The sequence below is a fragment of the Pseudomonas sp. SL4(2022) genome (genome assembly GCF_026625725.1).
Taxonomy (GTDB): Bacteria; Pseudomonadota; Gammaproteobacteria; order Pseudomonadales; family Pseudomonadaceae; genus Aquipseudomonas.
In genome coordinates, this window is record NZ_CP113060.1 from 3,200,516 (window position 1) to 3,215,078 (window position 14,563).

Consider the following 14,563-nt stretch of genomic DNA (forward strand, 5'->3'; position numbering starts at 1 on the left):
TCAGGGGGCTAGGCTCAGTGGCTGCTGGATCTCCATAAGGTACTGGGTGATCTTGCCGCTTTCGCGCAGTTGCGCCAGGCCCTTGTTGAAGCGGGTGATTAGCTCAGCATTGCCAGGCACTTGCCGTGAGAGCAGCAGGTGCAGGCTGTCGCTGCGCAATGGCTTGGGGTGAAAACTCAGTTGCGCGCGCTCGGCGGCGCTGAAGTGCTGATGCAGCATATCGAAGCCGACCACCTTGTCCATCGGGAATAGGTCGACACGTCCGGCGATCAACTGGCGAAACGCGGTTTCATCACTGGTGACCCGGTTTAGCCGCAGTTGCCCGCTGGCTTCAGCCTGCTGAAAGGCTTCACCGTAGTCGTAGCCGCGGGTGCCGATCAGGCGCCGGCCTTGCAGGTCGCTCACCTGCTCCCAGTCAAAGCTGTAGCTCTTGCGGTGGAAGAGGTAGTAACCGCTTTCTACTACCGGGTCGCTGATAAAGAACTTTTCCTCACGCTCGTTGCTGTGCAGCCATACTGCGCTGCCGTCGCGTTTGCCGCGCTCGGCCAGTTGCAGTGAGCGTGCCCAAGGGTGGAACTCCCACACCACTTCAATCCCCTGCAGGGCAAAGGACTCGGCGACGATGCGCGAGGCGACGCCTTTGTGCGGCAGTTGTTCACCCAGATAAGGCGGCCATTCACCGTTGGTCAGCCGTACTTCTGGCGCAGCCGCCAAACTGGTGCAAAACAGGCTGAACAGGGCAGATAACAGCAGAACGCGCATGAACCGTATGCCGATTGCGGGAACAGCATTCAGTATAGTTACATTCGGCTGCATGCGCGTGAGGGGCTTTACTGGAGCATGCTCATTGCAGCTTCCATGGCGACGGAAAGGTCTTCGTCATCGTTGAGGTTCTGATTAGGGTCCAGGCCTAGTTTGCGGAAGGCTGGTATCTGGCTCCAGTCCAGTTGTGTGTAGGGGTGTTCACTGCCTAGATAGCTTTGCAGGGTGGCAACCTGAACGATGTCAACGTAATCAACCTTGGCGCTGTCGCGGGTGAAATCCAGGTATTGGTTAGGCACCATGGCAATCAGCTCCGGGAACTCCCAGGTGCGCAGGATTTTGTCACCGATAATCGGATGGATTTGCTCAATCACGTGGTTGAGGCTGATCGAGTCAGCCAGTAGTTCACTGTGATCTTCGGCGTAAGTGAGGATTGGTAGCACACCAATCTGGTGCACCAGGCCGGCCAGGGTTGCCTGGTCCGGTAGCAGGCGCGTGTAGTGTTTGCACAGCACGTGGCAGATACCGGCAATTTCGGTGCTTTTGTTCCACACTTCGCGCATTTTGCGGTCAACCACATCGCTGGTGGCCTGGAACATCTGCTCCATCGCCAAGCCTGTAGCCAGGTTGCAGGTGTAATTGATGCCGAGGCGACCGACGGCCATTTGCAGGTCGGTGATTTCCTTGTTGGTGCGCAACAGGGGGCTGTTCACCACTTTGATGATGCGTGCGGTGAGAGCGGCGTCGTTGCCAATTACCTTGCTCAGTTGGGGGATGCCGATGTCTGGATCTTCTGCCGCTTCGCGGACTTTCAAGGCGACTTCCGGGAGAGTCGGCAATACCAGTTCATCGTTGTCGATGGCCTGGATCAGTTCCTTTTGCACTTTTTCGGCAAGCTTACTCATGGGCAATTCTCTGTGGACGTTCGGCTTAATGAGTGTAGTCAGTGGTGCGCGCTCATCAGCGCTGTATTTCGCGGTTGGAGTCCAGTGTATACGGCAAGTCGAGCACGTTGAGTGTGCTGCCATCGGCAGAACCCAAGTGGAGGCGGCCATCCTGTGCGGCATCGTCCTGCAATACTGCAAGCAGCTCTAGCGCATCTGCGCTACGTGCCGCCAGCACGACTTCGCCGACGCTGGAGTTGTGTACCGGAGAAAACAGTGGTGTGGCCGGTTCGGGGATCTGCGTGCCTGAGAGCGTCAGTCGGTAGAGGCGGCGTTTGAGCTTGCCCAGGTACTGCATGCGCGCAACGATTTCCTGGCCGGTGTAGCAGCCTTTCTTGAAGCTGACGCCGCCCAGGGCCTGCAGGTTGATCATCTGTGGAATAAACAGCTCGCGGGTGCTGCCCATGACCTGGCCAACGCCAGCTCGCACTTGCGCCAGCAACCAGTCATTGAGTGGTGCTTCACGCAGCTGCGCGGCCAGTTGAGCTTTTACGCTACTGGCCTGATGGCTGGGGATCCAGAGTTCGGCACGGTCATCGTTCAGGCGCAGAGCCAATAGTTCATCCTCGCGTGCGACACTGTCGGCGGTCTCTGCGAGCACCAGGCCGAGGTTACGCAACGCGTCATCGCCACCGCTCAGGCCGATTCTCAGCCAATCCTGACTTTCGTCGGTGAGCTTGGATTTGCTGAACACGGCGTATTTTTTCAGGTCAGCCAGTTGTGCTTCCAGGAGTTCGCTGGCCATGGCCAACAAATAACCGTCTGCAATACTGACCATGCGAAAGCTCGACTGCATGCGCCCCTTGGGTGTGCAGCGTGCGCCCAGGCTAGAGTGGCTGTCGCTGAGATAGTTGAGGTTGCAGGTGACTTGACCCTGCAGGAACTTGTTGGCATCTGGGCCGCGTACGGCGAGGATGCCTTCGTGGCTGAGGGTGCAATAGAACGCGGTATCGGCCATGGTGGATTGGGTATCGCTGGATAAAAGTTAGGGGGCTCATCATAGAGTGCGCCTCGCACCTTGTCAGCGCCTGCGCTTGACTCGTTGCAGGTGAATAACCCCATGGTTGACGAGTGCGGTCAACAGTTGGGCTTTTCCTCGTATACTGCGCGCCTTACTTATGGCCTGTCATCCAGCGCGGCCATCCCTCTGGCCGCCGCTGCGCGACGTTAAAAAATGGCGTTATGCCATTTTTCAAGGAGCTGATCCGTGGTTGATGAAGTAGAACTCAATCGTCTTTTCTGGCACAGCCGTCGTGGCATGCTGGAGCTTGATGTGCTGCTGGTGCCCTTTGTCCGTGAGGTCTATCCGCACCTCGATGAGGCGGATCGCGAGCGCTATCGCAAACTGCTCGAATGTGAGGATCAGGACATGTTTGGCTGGTTTATGCAGCGCGATGAGCCAGACGATGCCGACCTCAAACGCATGGTTCGGATGATTCTGGATCGTGTCCAGCCCAAGTGAGGCATTCGACTGTCAGTGGCAGCCGTCGCGCTGGTTGCTGGTCGCGTATGCCCTGATCCAGGGGTTAGCGCTGCTCAGTCTGGGGTTGGTGGATATGTCCATTTGGGCGCGGCTCCTCGGAATGGGCTTCTGTCTCGCCCATGCTGCTTGGGTGCTGCCACGACATTTGCTGCTCAGTGCGCCGCAGGCTTACCGGGCAATGCGTTGCACGGCCGATGGTTGGCAGGTGCACAGCGCGGCGCAGGGCTGGCAGGCTATCGAGCTGCACCCTGATAGTTTGGCTTTGCCGTTGGTGGTGCTGCTGCGCTTTCGCCTGGTCGGGCAGCGCCGCGTGCGTTCAGTGTGTATCGCTCGTGACAGTCTGAGCCGCGATCAGCACCGGCGTCTGCGGGTGCGTCTGAAATTCAGTCGCCATAGGTGGGCGGCAGCAGGATAGTGTCTTGGGCTTCGGCCAGTTGCTGTGGATAGTCCAGGGTGTAGTGCAGGCCGCGACTTTCGTGGCGTTGCATGGCTGAGCGAATCATCAATTCGGCGACCTGAGCCAGGTTGCGCAGCTCGATCAGGTCACGGCTGACCTTGTAGTTGCTGTAAAACTCGTCGATTTCATCGAGCAGCAGGCGTACGCGGTGCTCCGCCCGTTGCAGGCGTTTGTTGGTACGCACGATGCCGACGTAGTCCCACATAAAACGCCGCAGCTCATCCCAGTTGTGCGCAATGATCACATCCTCGTCCGAATCGGTCACCTGACTGGCGTCCCAGTCGGGAAGTGGCGCCGGGGCTTTCACCTGCTCGAGTTGGGCGACGATGTCGGAGGCTGCCGAGCGGGCATAGACGAAGCATTCGAGCAGCGAGTTGCTGGCCATGCGGTTGGCGCCATGCAGACCTGTGAAACTGGTTTCGCCGATGGCATACAGGCCTGGCACATCAGTCTGGCCGTTCTGGCCGACCAGCACGCCACCGCAGGTGTAATGCGCAGCAGGCACCACCGGGATCGGCTCTTGGGTGATGTCGATGCCGAAGTCGAGGCAGCGCTCGTACACGGTTGGGAAGTGCGACTTCACAAAGTCAGCCGGTTTGTGGCTGATATCCAGAAATACGCAGTCGATCCCCAGGCGTTTCATCTCATGGTCGATGGCGCGAGCAACAATATCGCGTGGGGCCAGTTCGGCCCGTTCGTCGAAGCGCGGCATAAAGCGTTCGCCATTGGGCAGCTTGAGCAGTGCGCCTTCACCGCGCAGCGCCTCGGTGATCAGAAAGCTTTTCGCTTGTGGATGGTACAGGCACGTGGGGTGGAACTGGTTGAACTCCAGGTTGCCGACCCGGCAGCCGGCGCGCCAGGCCATGGCGATACCGTCACCGCAGGCACCATCGGGATTGCTGGTGTAGAGATAAACCTTGGCGGCGCCACCGGTAGCAAGAATCACGAAACGCGCACTATAGGTGTCGACTTCGCCGCTGGCGCGGTTGAGCACGTAAGCGCCTAGGCAGCGCTGGCCGTCCAGTCCGAGCTTGCGTTCGGTGATCAGATCAACGGCGACGCGTTGCTCCAGCAACTCAATATTGCTGCGTTGCTTGGTCTGTTCCAGCAGGGTGTTGAATATCGCTGCGCCCGTTGCGTCGGCGGCATGGATGATGCGCCGGTGACTATGGCCACCTTCGCGGGTCAAGTGGAATTCGAAGCCGCCGTCTTCGCGGGCGTGTTCATTGTCGCGGGTAAAGGGCACGCCCTGATCGATCAGCCACTGGATGGCTTCGCGGCTGTGCTCCACGGTAAAGCGTACGGCGTCTTCACGGCACAGGCCGCCACCAGCATTGAGCGTGTCGGCTACATGTGACTCGACGGTGTCGGTATCGTCAAGCACGGCCGCCACGCCGCCTTGCGCCCAGTAGGTCGAGCCATTGGACAGGTTGCCTTTGCTCAATACGGCGATGCGCAAATGTCCTGGCAGTGTGAGTGCCAGTGTCAGGCCTGCAGCGCCGCTACCGATAACCAGAACGTCGTGTTGGTAATGTTGGCTCATGTCCGAATTCCGCGAAAAGCGGCCGCTAGTATATAGAGGGGGGGGCGGCACAATAGCCGGCTTATGACCAAGTAGGTTGCTCGGGAACTTTTTTAGCATTCCGGGTTCCATAGGCGGTTGTTTTGACGGAATTTGCCGGTTAAGTGTTTTTCACGTAGGCCTGCGGTTTTGTTACCTGAAGGCGGGTCATTCAGACTATCAACGCAGTAAGGGCGCGCCTTTGCTGTGCTGTTCCGTGCGGGACTGAGCGTGTTCTGCAGGAAGCTTGTTTGAGGGAGAGAACTTTTGCGCAATGCCCAAGTCTACTTTGGCAGACCGATTCAGGGGTCGGCGTTGCGCTCCTTCGAACCTATTGAGGAGTTTTCATGCTAACCCAGGAAGAAGATCAGCAGCTGGTCGAGCGCGTGCAGCGTGGCGACAAGCGGGCGTTCGATCTGTTGGTGCTGAAGTACCAGCACAAGATTCTCGGGTTGATCGTGCGTTTTGTGCATGACACCCATGAGGCGCAGGATGTGGCGCAGGAAGCCTTCGTCAAGGCGTATCGAGCCTTGGGTAATTTTCGTGGCGACAGTGCGTTCTATACCTGGTTGTACCGGATCGCCATCAACACGGCGAAGAATCACCTGGTATCGCGTGGTCGGCGCCCGCCAGACAGTGATGTAAGTGCTGAGGATGCCGAGTTCTATGATGGTGATCATGCCCTCAAGGATCTCGAGTCACCGGAGCGAGCGTTGTTGCGCGATGAGATCGAGGCCACCGTGCACCGCAGCATCGAGCAGTTGCCGGAAGATTTACGCACAGCCCTAACCTTGCGTGAATTTGATGGTCTGAGTTACGAAGACATTGCCAGCGTTATGCAGTGTCCGGTTGGTACCGTGCGTTCGCGGATTTTCCGGGCGCGTGAGGCCATTGATAAATCCCTGCAACCCTTGTTGCAGTAGCCTGAAGACAGCGGCGTCAGCCAAGAGAGGAACCGCCATGAGTCGTGAAACCCTGCAGGAATCGCTGTCCGCGGTAATGGATAACCAAGCGGATGAACTGGAGTTAAGGCGAGTGCTGGCGGCCAGTGATGACCCTGAGTTGCGTGCCACCTGGTCGCGTTACCAGCTTGCACGTGCCGTGATGCACAAAGAATTGCTTGAACCGCGTCTGGATATTGCTGCTGCTGTCTCGGCTGCTCTGGCTGACGAGCCGTTACCTGCTGCAAGCCAGCCGCAGCGAGGCACCTGGCGTGCTGTCGGGCGTTTGGCGGTCGCGGCGTCGGTGACTGTTGCCGTGCTGGCCGGTGTGCGTTTGTACAATCAGGATGAACTCGGTGGCGCGCAATTGGCTCAGCAAGCTGCTCAGCCAGTGCTGAGTATTCCACAAGTGAATGGCCCGGCCATGCTGGCAGGGTTCAATACATCTGAAGAGTCGGCTGTCCCGGCTGACCGTGCAGTTGGCGAAGGTCAGCCAGGCTGGCATCAGGAGCGTCTGCCAGCCTACCTGCGTCAGCATGCGCAGCAGGCGGCAATGGGCGCTAACGAAGGTGCGCTGCCTTACGCACGTGCGGCTAGCCTAGAAAATCGTTAACTGCTTATGGCTTAGGGAGTCGCATGCGCTTTATTCCTTTAAGCGTTTTGCTGTTCGGCAGCTGTCTGATGTTGCCAGCATTTGCTGATGATGGTGCCGCTTTGCTGCGGCGTCTGGTGGATGCTGAGCGCATGCAAAGCTTCAGCGGCACGTTCGTTTATGAGCGTAACGGCAGTTTTTCGACGCACAGCATCTGGCACCAGGCGGGTGCTGATGGTGACCTGCGTGAACGTTTATTGCAGTTGGATGGTTCAGCTCAGGAAGTGGTGCGCATCGACGGTCGCGTGCAGTGTGCCAGTGGGGCGCTGGCTGACCAGATGATTGACAGTCAGTTGTGGCCCACGCGTGAGCTGGATGCGCTCCAGCTGAGCAAGTATTACGAATTACGTGTTTTGGGCAATTCGCGCGTAGCAGGTCGTACTGCCCGCGTGCTGGCTTTGTTGCCTCGTGACCAGCATCGGTATGGCATTGAGCTGCACCTTGATGAGCAAACCGGTCTGTCGCTCAAGTCTCTGCTGGTCAATGACAAGGGGCAGTTGCTGGAGCGCTTTCAGTTCACCCACCTGCAAACAGCGTCGCCCACGGATCAGGACTTACAGCCAGGCAGCGGGTGCCGGCCGGTGCGCGTATTGCCTGTTCAGGCGGCGGTGGCCAGTGTCTGGCGTTCTGACTGGTTGCCGCCTGGCTTCAGTCTGAGTTCGGTGGTGCAGCGCCTTAGTCCTGCTTCGGATGAGCCGGTTGCTTGTCAGGTGTATGGTGATGGTTTGGCGCGATTTTCCGTATTCATGGAGCCTTTACGCGGAGCCGCCGTGGAGGATGTCCGTACCCAGTTGGGGCCTACTGTAGCGGTCTCGCGCCGATTGAAAACCGATGACGGCGACGTCATGGTCACCGTAGTCGGTGAAATTCCTATGGGAACTGCTGAGCGGATCGCGCTGTCCATGCGTTCGGCTACCGAGGTGGCCCAGTGATCGAGGAGCAGGGCCGGGTTGTGGCCGTTGAATCGGGTGCCGTTTGGGTCGAGACCCTGCGTAAGAGCACTTGCTCCAGTTGCTCCGTCAAGGCCGGTTGCGGCCAGGGTTTGCTTGATCAGCTGGGGGCGAGCAGTCGCCGTGGTTATGTTCGTGCACTGTCAGATCTGCAGTTGAATATTGGTGATGCGGTGATTATCGGCGTGCGCGAAGATCTGTTGGTGCGCGGTTCTTTTCTTGTATATCTGCTGCCGTTATTGGGCTTGTTTGCTGCGGCTGTTCTGGCTGAACGGGTTGGTTTGAGTGAGCCCTGGGTCGTACTCAGTGCTTTATCTGGCTTTTTGTTTGCCTGCTGTGCTGTGCGCTGGCGCAGTCGTTTCACGGCCGGTGACCCGGCGTTGCAACCGGTGGTGTTGCGTGCATTGCTTGGCGGTGCAGCGGCAGCGTTTTGAGACTTTTGCTGGTCTGATGGGGAGATGTATGTCGAAGCTTGGTCTGAAATCTTCATTTACCGCGTTATTTGCTGTGCTGCTGATGGTGCAGTCACTGTTGGCTGAGGCGAGCCTGCCGGATTTTACTGAGCTGGTTGAGCAGGCGTCGCCTGCGGTCGTCAATATCAGTACCCGGCAGAAAATGCCTGATCGTGCAGTGGCTGGCAGTGGTCAGCTCAATGGGCCCGACCTGGAAGGTCTGCCGCCGATGTTTCGTGAGTTCTTCGAGCGCAATATTCCGCAAATGCCGCGCGAGCCAGGTGGTAATCGTCAGCGTGAAGCTCAGTCGCTAGGCTCCGGCTTTATCATTTCTGCTGATGGCTATGTGCTGACCAATAATCATGTGATCGCTGATGCTGATGAAATCATCGTGCGTCTGTCAGATCGCAGTGAGCTGGAGGCCACGCTGGTGGGCACTGATCCGCGCAGTGATGTGGCGTTGCTTAAGGTTGAAGGGCAGGGCTTGCCAACCGTTAAGCTGGGTAAGTCGGAAAGCCTCAAGGTGGGTGAATGGGTATTGGCCATCGGTTCGCCGTTTGGCTTCGATCATTCGGTGACCGCCGGTATTGTCAGTGCCAAGGGCCGCAGTTTGCCGAACGAGAGTTACGTGCCGTTTATCCAGACGGACGTGGCGATCAATCCGGGTAACTCCGGCGGTCCACTCTTCAACCTGGCGGGTGAAGTGGTTGGTATCAATTCGCAGATTTTCACCCGTTCTGGCGGTTTCATGGGGCTGTCTTTTGCCATTCCCATGAGCGTGGCTATGGATGTGGCCGATCAGCTCAAGGCTGAGGGTAAGGTCAGCCGTGGCTGGCTGGGTGTGGTGATTCAGGAAGTTAACAAGGACCTGGCTGAGTCGTTCGGGCTGGACAAGCCAGCCGGTGCGCTGGTTGCGCAGGTACTGGACGGTGGGCCCGCCGCTAAGGGTGGTCTGCAGGTGGGTGACGTCATCCTCAGTCTGGATGGCAAGCCGATCATCATGTCTGCTGACCTGCCGCATTTGGTTGGTGCGCTCAAGCCGGGTGCTACCGCTGAGATGGACGTGGTACGTGATGGTTCACGCAAGAAACTGAAATTGAGTATTGGTGCACTGCCGGAAGAAGGTGATGCATTGGCAGGCGCTGCAAGCTCTGGAGTTGAACGCAGTAGCAATCGTCTGGGGGTCAAGGTGGTTGAGTTGACCGCTGAGCAGAAGAAAGCGCTGGACCTGAAAGGTGGTGTGGCGATTTCCGAGGTGCAGGAAGGGCCTGCGGCTTTGATGGGCCTGCGTCCCGGTGATGTGATCACTCATTTGAACAATCAGGCGATCAATTCGGCCAAGACCTTTACTGAGGTGGCGCAGGCGCTGCCGAAGAATCGCTCGGTGTCGATGCGGGTATTGCGTCAGGGTCGAGCCAGTTTTATCACCTTCAAACTGGCTGAATGACGCGAACAGTGACAAATAAGGGCGACTTCGGTCGCCCTTTTACATGGTGCCTGGCCGTGCTCTGGGTGACGTGTCCGTTGGCTTTCGGGTACACTTCGCGGCTATTTTCGGCGGGCAATCGCCTGCGCCCTTTTTGAGTGTTGATCCGTGAGTGATTTGAGTCATATCCGCAATTTCTCCATCATCGCCCACATTGACCATGGCAAGTCGACCTTGGCCGACCGGTTTATTCAAATGTGTGGCGGCTTGGCCGACCGTGAAATGGAGGCCCAGGTGCTGGACTCCATGGATCTGGAGCGCGAACGCGGAATCACCATCAAGGCGCATAGCGTTACTCTGTATTACAAAGCCCGTGATGGTATTACTTACCAGCTGAATTTCATCGATACCCCAGGTCACGTTGACTTCACTTATGAGGTCAGCCGTTCGCTGGCGGCCTGTGAAGGTGCGTTGCTGGTGGTCGATGCGGGGCAGGGCGTGGAAGCGCAGTCTGTTGCCAACTGCTACACCGCCATTGAGCAAGGCCTCGAAGTGATGCCGGTGTTGAACAAGATCGATCTGCCCCAGGCAGAGCCTGATCGCGTCAAGGAAGAGATCGAAAAAATCATCGGTATCGATGCCACGGATGCGGTGACGTGCAGCGCCAAGACGGGGCTGGGAGTCGACGAGGTGCTTGAGCGGCTGGTAAAGACCATTCCTGCGCCGACTGGTGAGATCGAAGCGCCGTTGCAAGCGCTGATTATTGATTCCTGGTTCGATAACTATTTGGGCGTCGTGTCGCTTGTGCGTGTGCGTCAAGGTCGTATCAAGAAAGGCGACAAGGTGCTGGTGAAATCCACCGGCAAGACGCATCTGGTGGACAGCGTAGGGGTTTTCAATCCCAAACACACCGCCACTGCTGATCTGAAAGCCGGCGAAGTAGGTTTTATCATTGCCAGCATCAAGGATATTCACGGTGCGCCTGTGGGCGACACCCTGACCCTGGCAGCCACCCCAGATGTGGAAGTGCTGCCGGGTTTCAAACGCATCCAGCCTCAGGTGTACGCCGGCCTGTTCCCGGTCAGCTCAGATGATTTCGAGGATTTTCGTGATGCGTTGCAAAAGCTCACGCTAAACGATTCATCGCTGCAATATTCACCAGAAAGCTCGGATGCGCTCGGTTTCGGCTTCCGCTGCGGCTTCCTGGGCATGTTGCACATGGAAATCATCCAGGAGCGTCTGGAGCGCGAATACAACCTGGATCTGATCACCACGGCGCCAAGCGTTATCTTCGAAGTTGCACTGAAAAACGGCGAGACAATCTACGTCGATAACCCGTCCAAACTTCCGGATGTTTCGTCCGTCGAGGATTTCCGCGAGCCGATCGTCCAGGCCACCATCCTAGTGCCGCAGGAACACCTGGGTAACGTGATTACCCTGTGTATCGAGAAGCGTGGTGTACAGCGCGATATGCAGTTCCTCGGCTCCCAGGTTCAGGTTCGTTACGACCTGCCGATGAACGAAGTGGTGCTCGACTTCTTCGACCGCCTGAAGTCCACCAGCCGTGGCTATGCCTCGCTGGATTACCATTTTGATCGCTACCAGTCGGCCAATCTGGTCAAGCTGGATGTGTTGATCAACGGTGACAAGGTCGATGCCTTGGCGTTGATCGTGCACAAGGACAACGCCCATTACAAAGGGCGTCAGTTGACCGAGAAGATGAAAGAACTGATCCCCCGGCAGATGTTCGATGTGGCCATTCAGGCCGCTATCGGTGGGCAAATTGTGGCGCGTACGACTGTCAAAGCGCTGCGTAAAAACGTATTGGCCAAGTGCTACGGCGGTGACGTCAGCCGTAAACGCAAACTGTTGGAAAAGCAGAAGGCCGGTAAAAAACGGATGAAGCAGGTGGGTAACGTGGAAATTCCACAGGAAGCCTTCCTTGCTGTACTGAGGCTGGATAGCTAAGGCTTATGTCGATCAATTTCCCGCTGTTGCTGGTTATCGCCGTCGCCGTATGTGGTGTGCTGGCTTTATTTGACCTGATCTTCCTGGCACCGCGCCGGCGGGCAGCTGTTGCCACCTATCACGAACAGGTGGATGAGCCTGATGAAAAAGTGCTCGAACAGCTGAATAAAGAACCCTTGCTGGTGGAATACGGCAAGTCATTCTTCCCCGTGTTGGCCATCGTGTTGGTGCTGCGTTCGTTTCTGGTTGAGCCGTTTCAGATTCCATCGGGGTCAATGAAACCGACCCTGGAAGTGGGTGATTTCATTCTGGTCAACAAGTTTGCCTATGGCATTCGCCTGCCGGTGCTGGACACCAAGGTGATTGAAGTGGGTGATCCGCAGCGTGGCGATGTGATGGTGTTTCGCTACCCCAGCGACCCAAACATCAACTACATCAAACGTGTGGTTGGCTTGGCGGGTGACCGGATTGCCTACAGCAGTGACAAAAGACTGACCATCAACGGTGAGCTTGTGGCCCAGCAACTGATTGGCGATGAGCCCGGCAGCTTGGGCAGTGCAGTGCTGTACCACGAGAAGCTTGGCGAAACCGAGCACCAGATCCGTAAAGAAATGCAGCGTTACCGGGTTGAACCGGGGCGTGAGTGGGTGGTGCCGCAAGGTTACTACTTCATGATGGGCGACAATCGCGATAACTCCAACGACAGCCGTTACTGGAATGATCCTTCGATTCCCAAGCCATTGCTGGGCATGGTTCCAGACCAGAACATTGTCGGTAAGGCATTCGCCATCTGGATGAGCTGGCCGGATCCCAAATCACGCAACCTGCCAAACTTCTCCCGCGTGGGTCTGATTCACTGACCTGCTGACGAATGTGCGACGCTGTTCAATACAGCGTCGCAGGCTATATATAGTCTTGCCTTCTGCCTCAATGGCTTCTTGATAACTCAAATTTGGGGACAAATATGAAATCTGTGCATTCGCAAAAAGGGATGTCGATTTTAAGTTGGTTGATGGTGCTGGCGCTGATTACTTTTTTTGCCAGTGCGGCATTTAAGGTATTGCCGCATTACTTTGACTATATGTCACTGGAGAAACTCATCACTTCCGTTGAAACCGACAAAGCCGCCAATATCCGCGGCATCAATGAATTCTATAGCCATGTGGGCAAGGGTATGCAGGTCAACAATATTCGTGACCTGAACCTTCAAGAGGCATTGAAAGTGAAGCTGGAAAACAATGAGTTTCGCGCTCATCTGAAATATGAAAAGCGCGAGCCGCTGATTGAAAATATTGATCTTGTCGTACGCTTCGACAAAGAATTTCGTGTGCGCATGCCGTGAGCGCCTCGTTAGCCCGTCTTGAGCGTCAGCTCGGTTATACCTTCAAGGATCAGGAGCTGATGATCCTGGCGCTGACGCATCGTAGCTTTGCCGGACGCAACAATGAGCGTCTGGAGTTTCTCGGTGATGCCATCCTCAACTTCGTCGCCGGCGAAGCGCTGTTCGAGCGCTTCCCCCAAGCACGTGAAGGTCAGTTGTCACGTTTGCGTGCACGTCTGGTAAAAGGGGAAACCCTGGCCGTGCTGGCCCGTGGCTTTGACCTGGGCGAGTACTTACGCCTGGGTTCGGGTGAGCTGAAAAGCGGCGGTTTCCGCCGTGAGTCGATCCTGGCCGATGCGCTGGAAGCGCTGATTGGCGCGATCTATCTCGATGCAGGTATGGAGGCTGCCCGTGAACGCGTGTTGGCCTGGTTGACCACCGAGCTGGACAGCCTGACCTTGGTCGACACCAATAAAGACCCGAAAACCCGCCTGCAGGAGTTTCTGCAATCGCGTGGCTGCGAACTGCCACGTTATGAAGTGGTGGATATCCAGGGTGAGCCGCACTGCCGCACCTTTGTGGTGGAGTGCCACGTCACCTTACTGAATGAAAAAACCTTGGGCCAAGGTGCCAGCCGGCGTATTGCCGAGCAGGTCGCCGCGGCGGCTGCGCTGATCGCCCTGGGTGTGGAGAATGGCAATGACTGATTCACCTGTTACACGCTGTGGCTATGTCGCCATCGTTGGCCGGCCTAACGTGGGCAAGTCAACGCTGCTTAACCACATTCTCGGCCAGAAGCTGGCGATTACTTCGCGTAAGCCGCAAACCACGCGACACAATATGCTTGGCATCAAAACCGAAGGTGAGGTGCAGGCGATCTATGTTGACACCCCCGGTCTGCACAAGAACAACGAGAAAGCACTCAACCGCTACATGAACAAGAACGCCTCGTCGGCGCTGAAAGATGTCGACGTGGTGATCTTCGTGGTCGATCGCACCCGCTGGACTGATGAAGACCAGATGGTGCTTGAGCGCATTCAATATGTTGAAGGCCCGGTGATTCTGGCGATTAACAAGACGGATCGTCTGGAGGACAAGGCCGAGCTGATGCCGCATCTGGAGTGGCTGGCCCAGCAACTGCCGAAGGCCGAGATCGTGCCAGTTTCCGCCCAGCAGGGGCATAACCTCGATACCCTTGAAAAGCTGGTAGGCGAACGCTTGCCTGAAGGTGTGCACTTCTTTCCGGAAGATCAGGTCACCGACCGCTCGAGCCGTTTCTTCGCCGCTGAACTGGTGCGCGAGAAGATCATGCGTCAGCTCGGTGCCGAGTTGCCGTACCAGATCACTGTGGAAATCGAAGAGTTCAAGCGCGACGGGCGTATCCTGCATATCCACGCGTTGATTCTGGTCGAGCGTGACGGGCAGAAGAAGATCATCATTGGCGACAAGGGCGAACGGATCAAACGTATCGGCCAGGAAGCACGCAAGGACATGGAGGTGATGTTCGACTCCAAGGTCATGCTCAACCTCTGGGTCAAGGTCAAAGGTGGCTGGTCCGATGATGAGCGCGCCCTGCGTTCATTGGGCTACGACGATATCTGATCCGTCTGCGGGCGCGCCTTGCGCCCGCCATTTCGAGTAAGCCT

General features: G+C 57.0%; 16 protein-coding genes. 12 read left to right on the plus strand and 4 right to left on the minus strand.

Annotation, left to right across the window (positions count from 1 at the left end):
- The 3 genes from OU997_RS15085 to OU997_RS15095 all read right to left on the minus strand — a co-directional run bounded on the left by OU997_RS15085 (position 1) and on the right by OU997_RS15095 (position 2,664).
- Positions 1-762 carry a substrate-binding periplasmic protein gene (locus OU997_RS15085; RefSeq protein ID WP_108489242.1) on the minus strand — a complete coding sequence of 254 codons (762 nt, stop codon included), beginning with the start codon at positions 760-762 and terminating at the stop codon, positions 1-3.
- Positions 763-830: 68 nt separating this feature from the next.
- Positions 831-1,667, minus strand: coding sequence for an HDOD domain-containing protein (locus OU997_RS15090; protein ID WP_108489241.1), 837 nt, complete (start codon positions 1,665-1,667; stop codon positions 831-833).
- Between the two features lie 55 nt (positions 1,668-1,722).
- Entirely contained in the window at positions 1,723-2,664 is a 942-nt protein-coding gene (locus OU997_RS15095) for a YgfZ/GcvT domain-containing protein (protein ID WP_267807334.1), read from the minus strand.
- A gap of 249 nt (positions 2,665-2,913) precedes the next feature.
- On the opposite strand from OU997_RS15095, the gene OU997_RS15100 reads away from it, so the two are divergent.
- Both OU997_RS15100 and OU997_RS15105 read left to right on the plus strand, forming a co-directional pair.
- Positions 2,914-3,168, plus strand: a complete 255-nt coding sequence (locus OU997_RS15100) for a succinate dehydrogenase assembly factor 2 (protein WP_108489239.1) — start codon at positions 2,914-2,916, stop codon at positions 3,166-3,168.
- Positions 3,152-3,604, plus strand: coding sequence for a protein YgfX (locus OU997_RS15105; RefSeq protein WP_108489238.1), 453 nt, complete (start codon positions 3,152-3,154; stop codon positions 3,602-3,604). Before OU997_RS15100 ends, OU997_RS15105 begins: the two co-directional genes overlap by 17 nt.
- On the opposite strand, the gene nadB is transcribed toward OU997_RS15105, so the two are convergent.
- Positions 3,573-5,189 (minus strand): L-aspartate oxidase, encoded by a 1,617-nt coding sequence (nadB, locus tag OU997_RS15110; protein WP_108489237.1) that lies wholly within the window; start codon positions 5,187-5,189, stop codon positions 3,573-3,575. The two genes, OU997_RS15105 and nadB, sit on opposite strands and share 32 nt — an antisense overlap.
- A gap of 365 nt (positions 5,190-5,554) precedes the next feature.
- On the opposite strand from nadB, the gene rpoE reads away from it, so the two are divergent.
- From rpoE to era, 10 genes are all read left to right on the plus strand, one after another.
- Entirely contained in the window at positions 5,555-6,130 is a 576-nt protein-coding gene (gene rpoE, locus OU997_RS15115; RefSeq protein ID WP_108489236.1) for an RNA polymerase sigma factor RpoE, read from the plus strand.
- Positions 6,131-6,167: 37 nt separating this feature from the next.
- Positions 6,168-6,761: a sigma-E factor negative regulatory protein gene (locus OU997_RS15120; protein ID WP_267807337.1), complete on the plus strand. Its 594-nt coding sequence runs from the start codon at positions 6,168-6,170 to the stop codon at positions 6,759-6,761.
- 23 nt (positions 6,762-6,784) lie between these two features.
- Positions 6,785-7,732, plus strand: a complete 948-nt coding sequence (locus OU997_RS15125) for a MucB/RseB C-terminal domain-containing protein (RefSeq protein WP_108489234.1) — start codon at positions 6,785-6,787, stop codon at positions 7,730-7,732.
- Complete coding sequence (locus OU997_RS15130) at positions 7,729-8,184, plus strand: SoxR reducing system RseC family protein (protein WP_108489233.1); 456 nt, start codon at positions 7,729-7,731, stop codon at positions 8,182-8,184. The genes OU997_RS15125 and OU997_RS15130 overlap by 4 nt, the downstream gene beginning before the upstream one ends.
- 82 nt (positions 8,185-8,266) lie before the next feature.
- Complete coding sequence (locus tag OU997_RS15135) at positions 8,267-9,649, plus strand: DegQ family serine endoprotease (RefSeq protein ID WP_371920677.1); 1,383 nt, start codon at positions 8,267-8,269, stop codon at positions 9,647-9,649.
- A 147-nt stretch (positions 9,650-9,796) separates the two neighbouring features.
- A complete protein-coding gene (gene lepA, locus OU997_RS15140; protein ID WP_108489231.1) occupies positions 9,797-11,596 on the plus strand; it encodes a translation elongation factor 4 in 1,800 nt (599 codons plus the stop codon).
- Between the two features lie 5 nt (positions 11,597-11,601).
- On the plus strand, positions 11,602-12,456 hold the full coding sequence (lepB, locus tag OU997_RS15145; protein WP_108489230.1) for a signal peptidase I: 855 nt from the start codon (positions 11,602-11,604) through the stop codon (positions 12,454-12,456).
- Positions 12,457-12,560: 104 nt separating this feature from the next.
- Positions 12,561-12,938, plus strand: coding sequence for a DUF4845 domain-containing protein (locus OU997_RS15150; protein WP_267807341.1), 378 nt, complete (start codon positions 12,561-12,563; stop codon positions 12,936-12,938).
- The gene (rnc, locus tag OU997_RS15155; protein WP_108489228.1) at positions 12,935-13,624 is read left to right on the plus strand and encodes a ribonuclease III; all 690 of its coding nucleotides are present in this window, start codon (positions 12,935-12,937) and stop codon (positions 13,622-13,624) included. Before OU997_RS15150 ends, rnc begins: the two co-directional genes overlap by 4 nt.
- Positions 13,617-14,519, plus strand: a complete 903-nt coding sequence (gene era / locus OU997_RS15160; RefSeq protein WP_108489227.1) for a GTPase Era — start codon at positions 13,617-13,619, stop codon at positions 14,517-14,519. Before rnc ends, era begins: the two co-directional genes overlap by 8 nt.
- Positions 14,520-14,563: the final 44 nt, after the last annotated feature.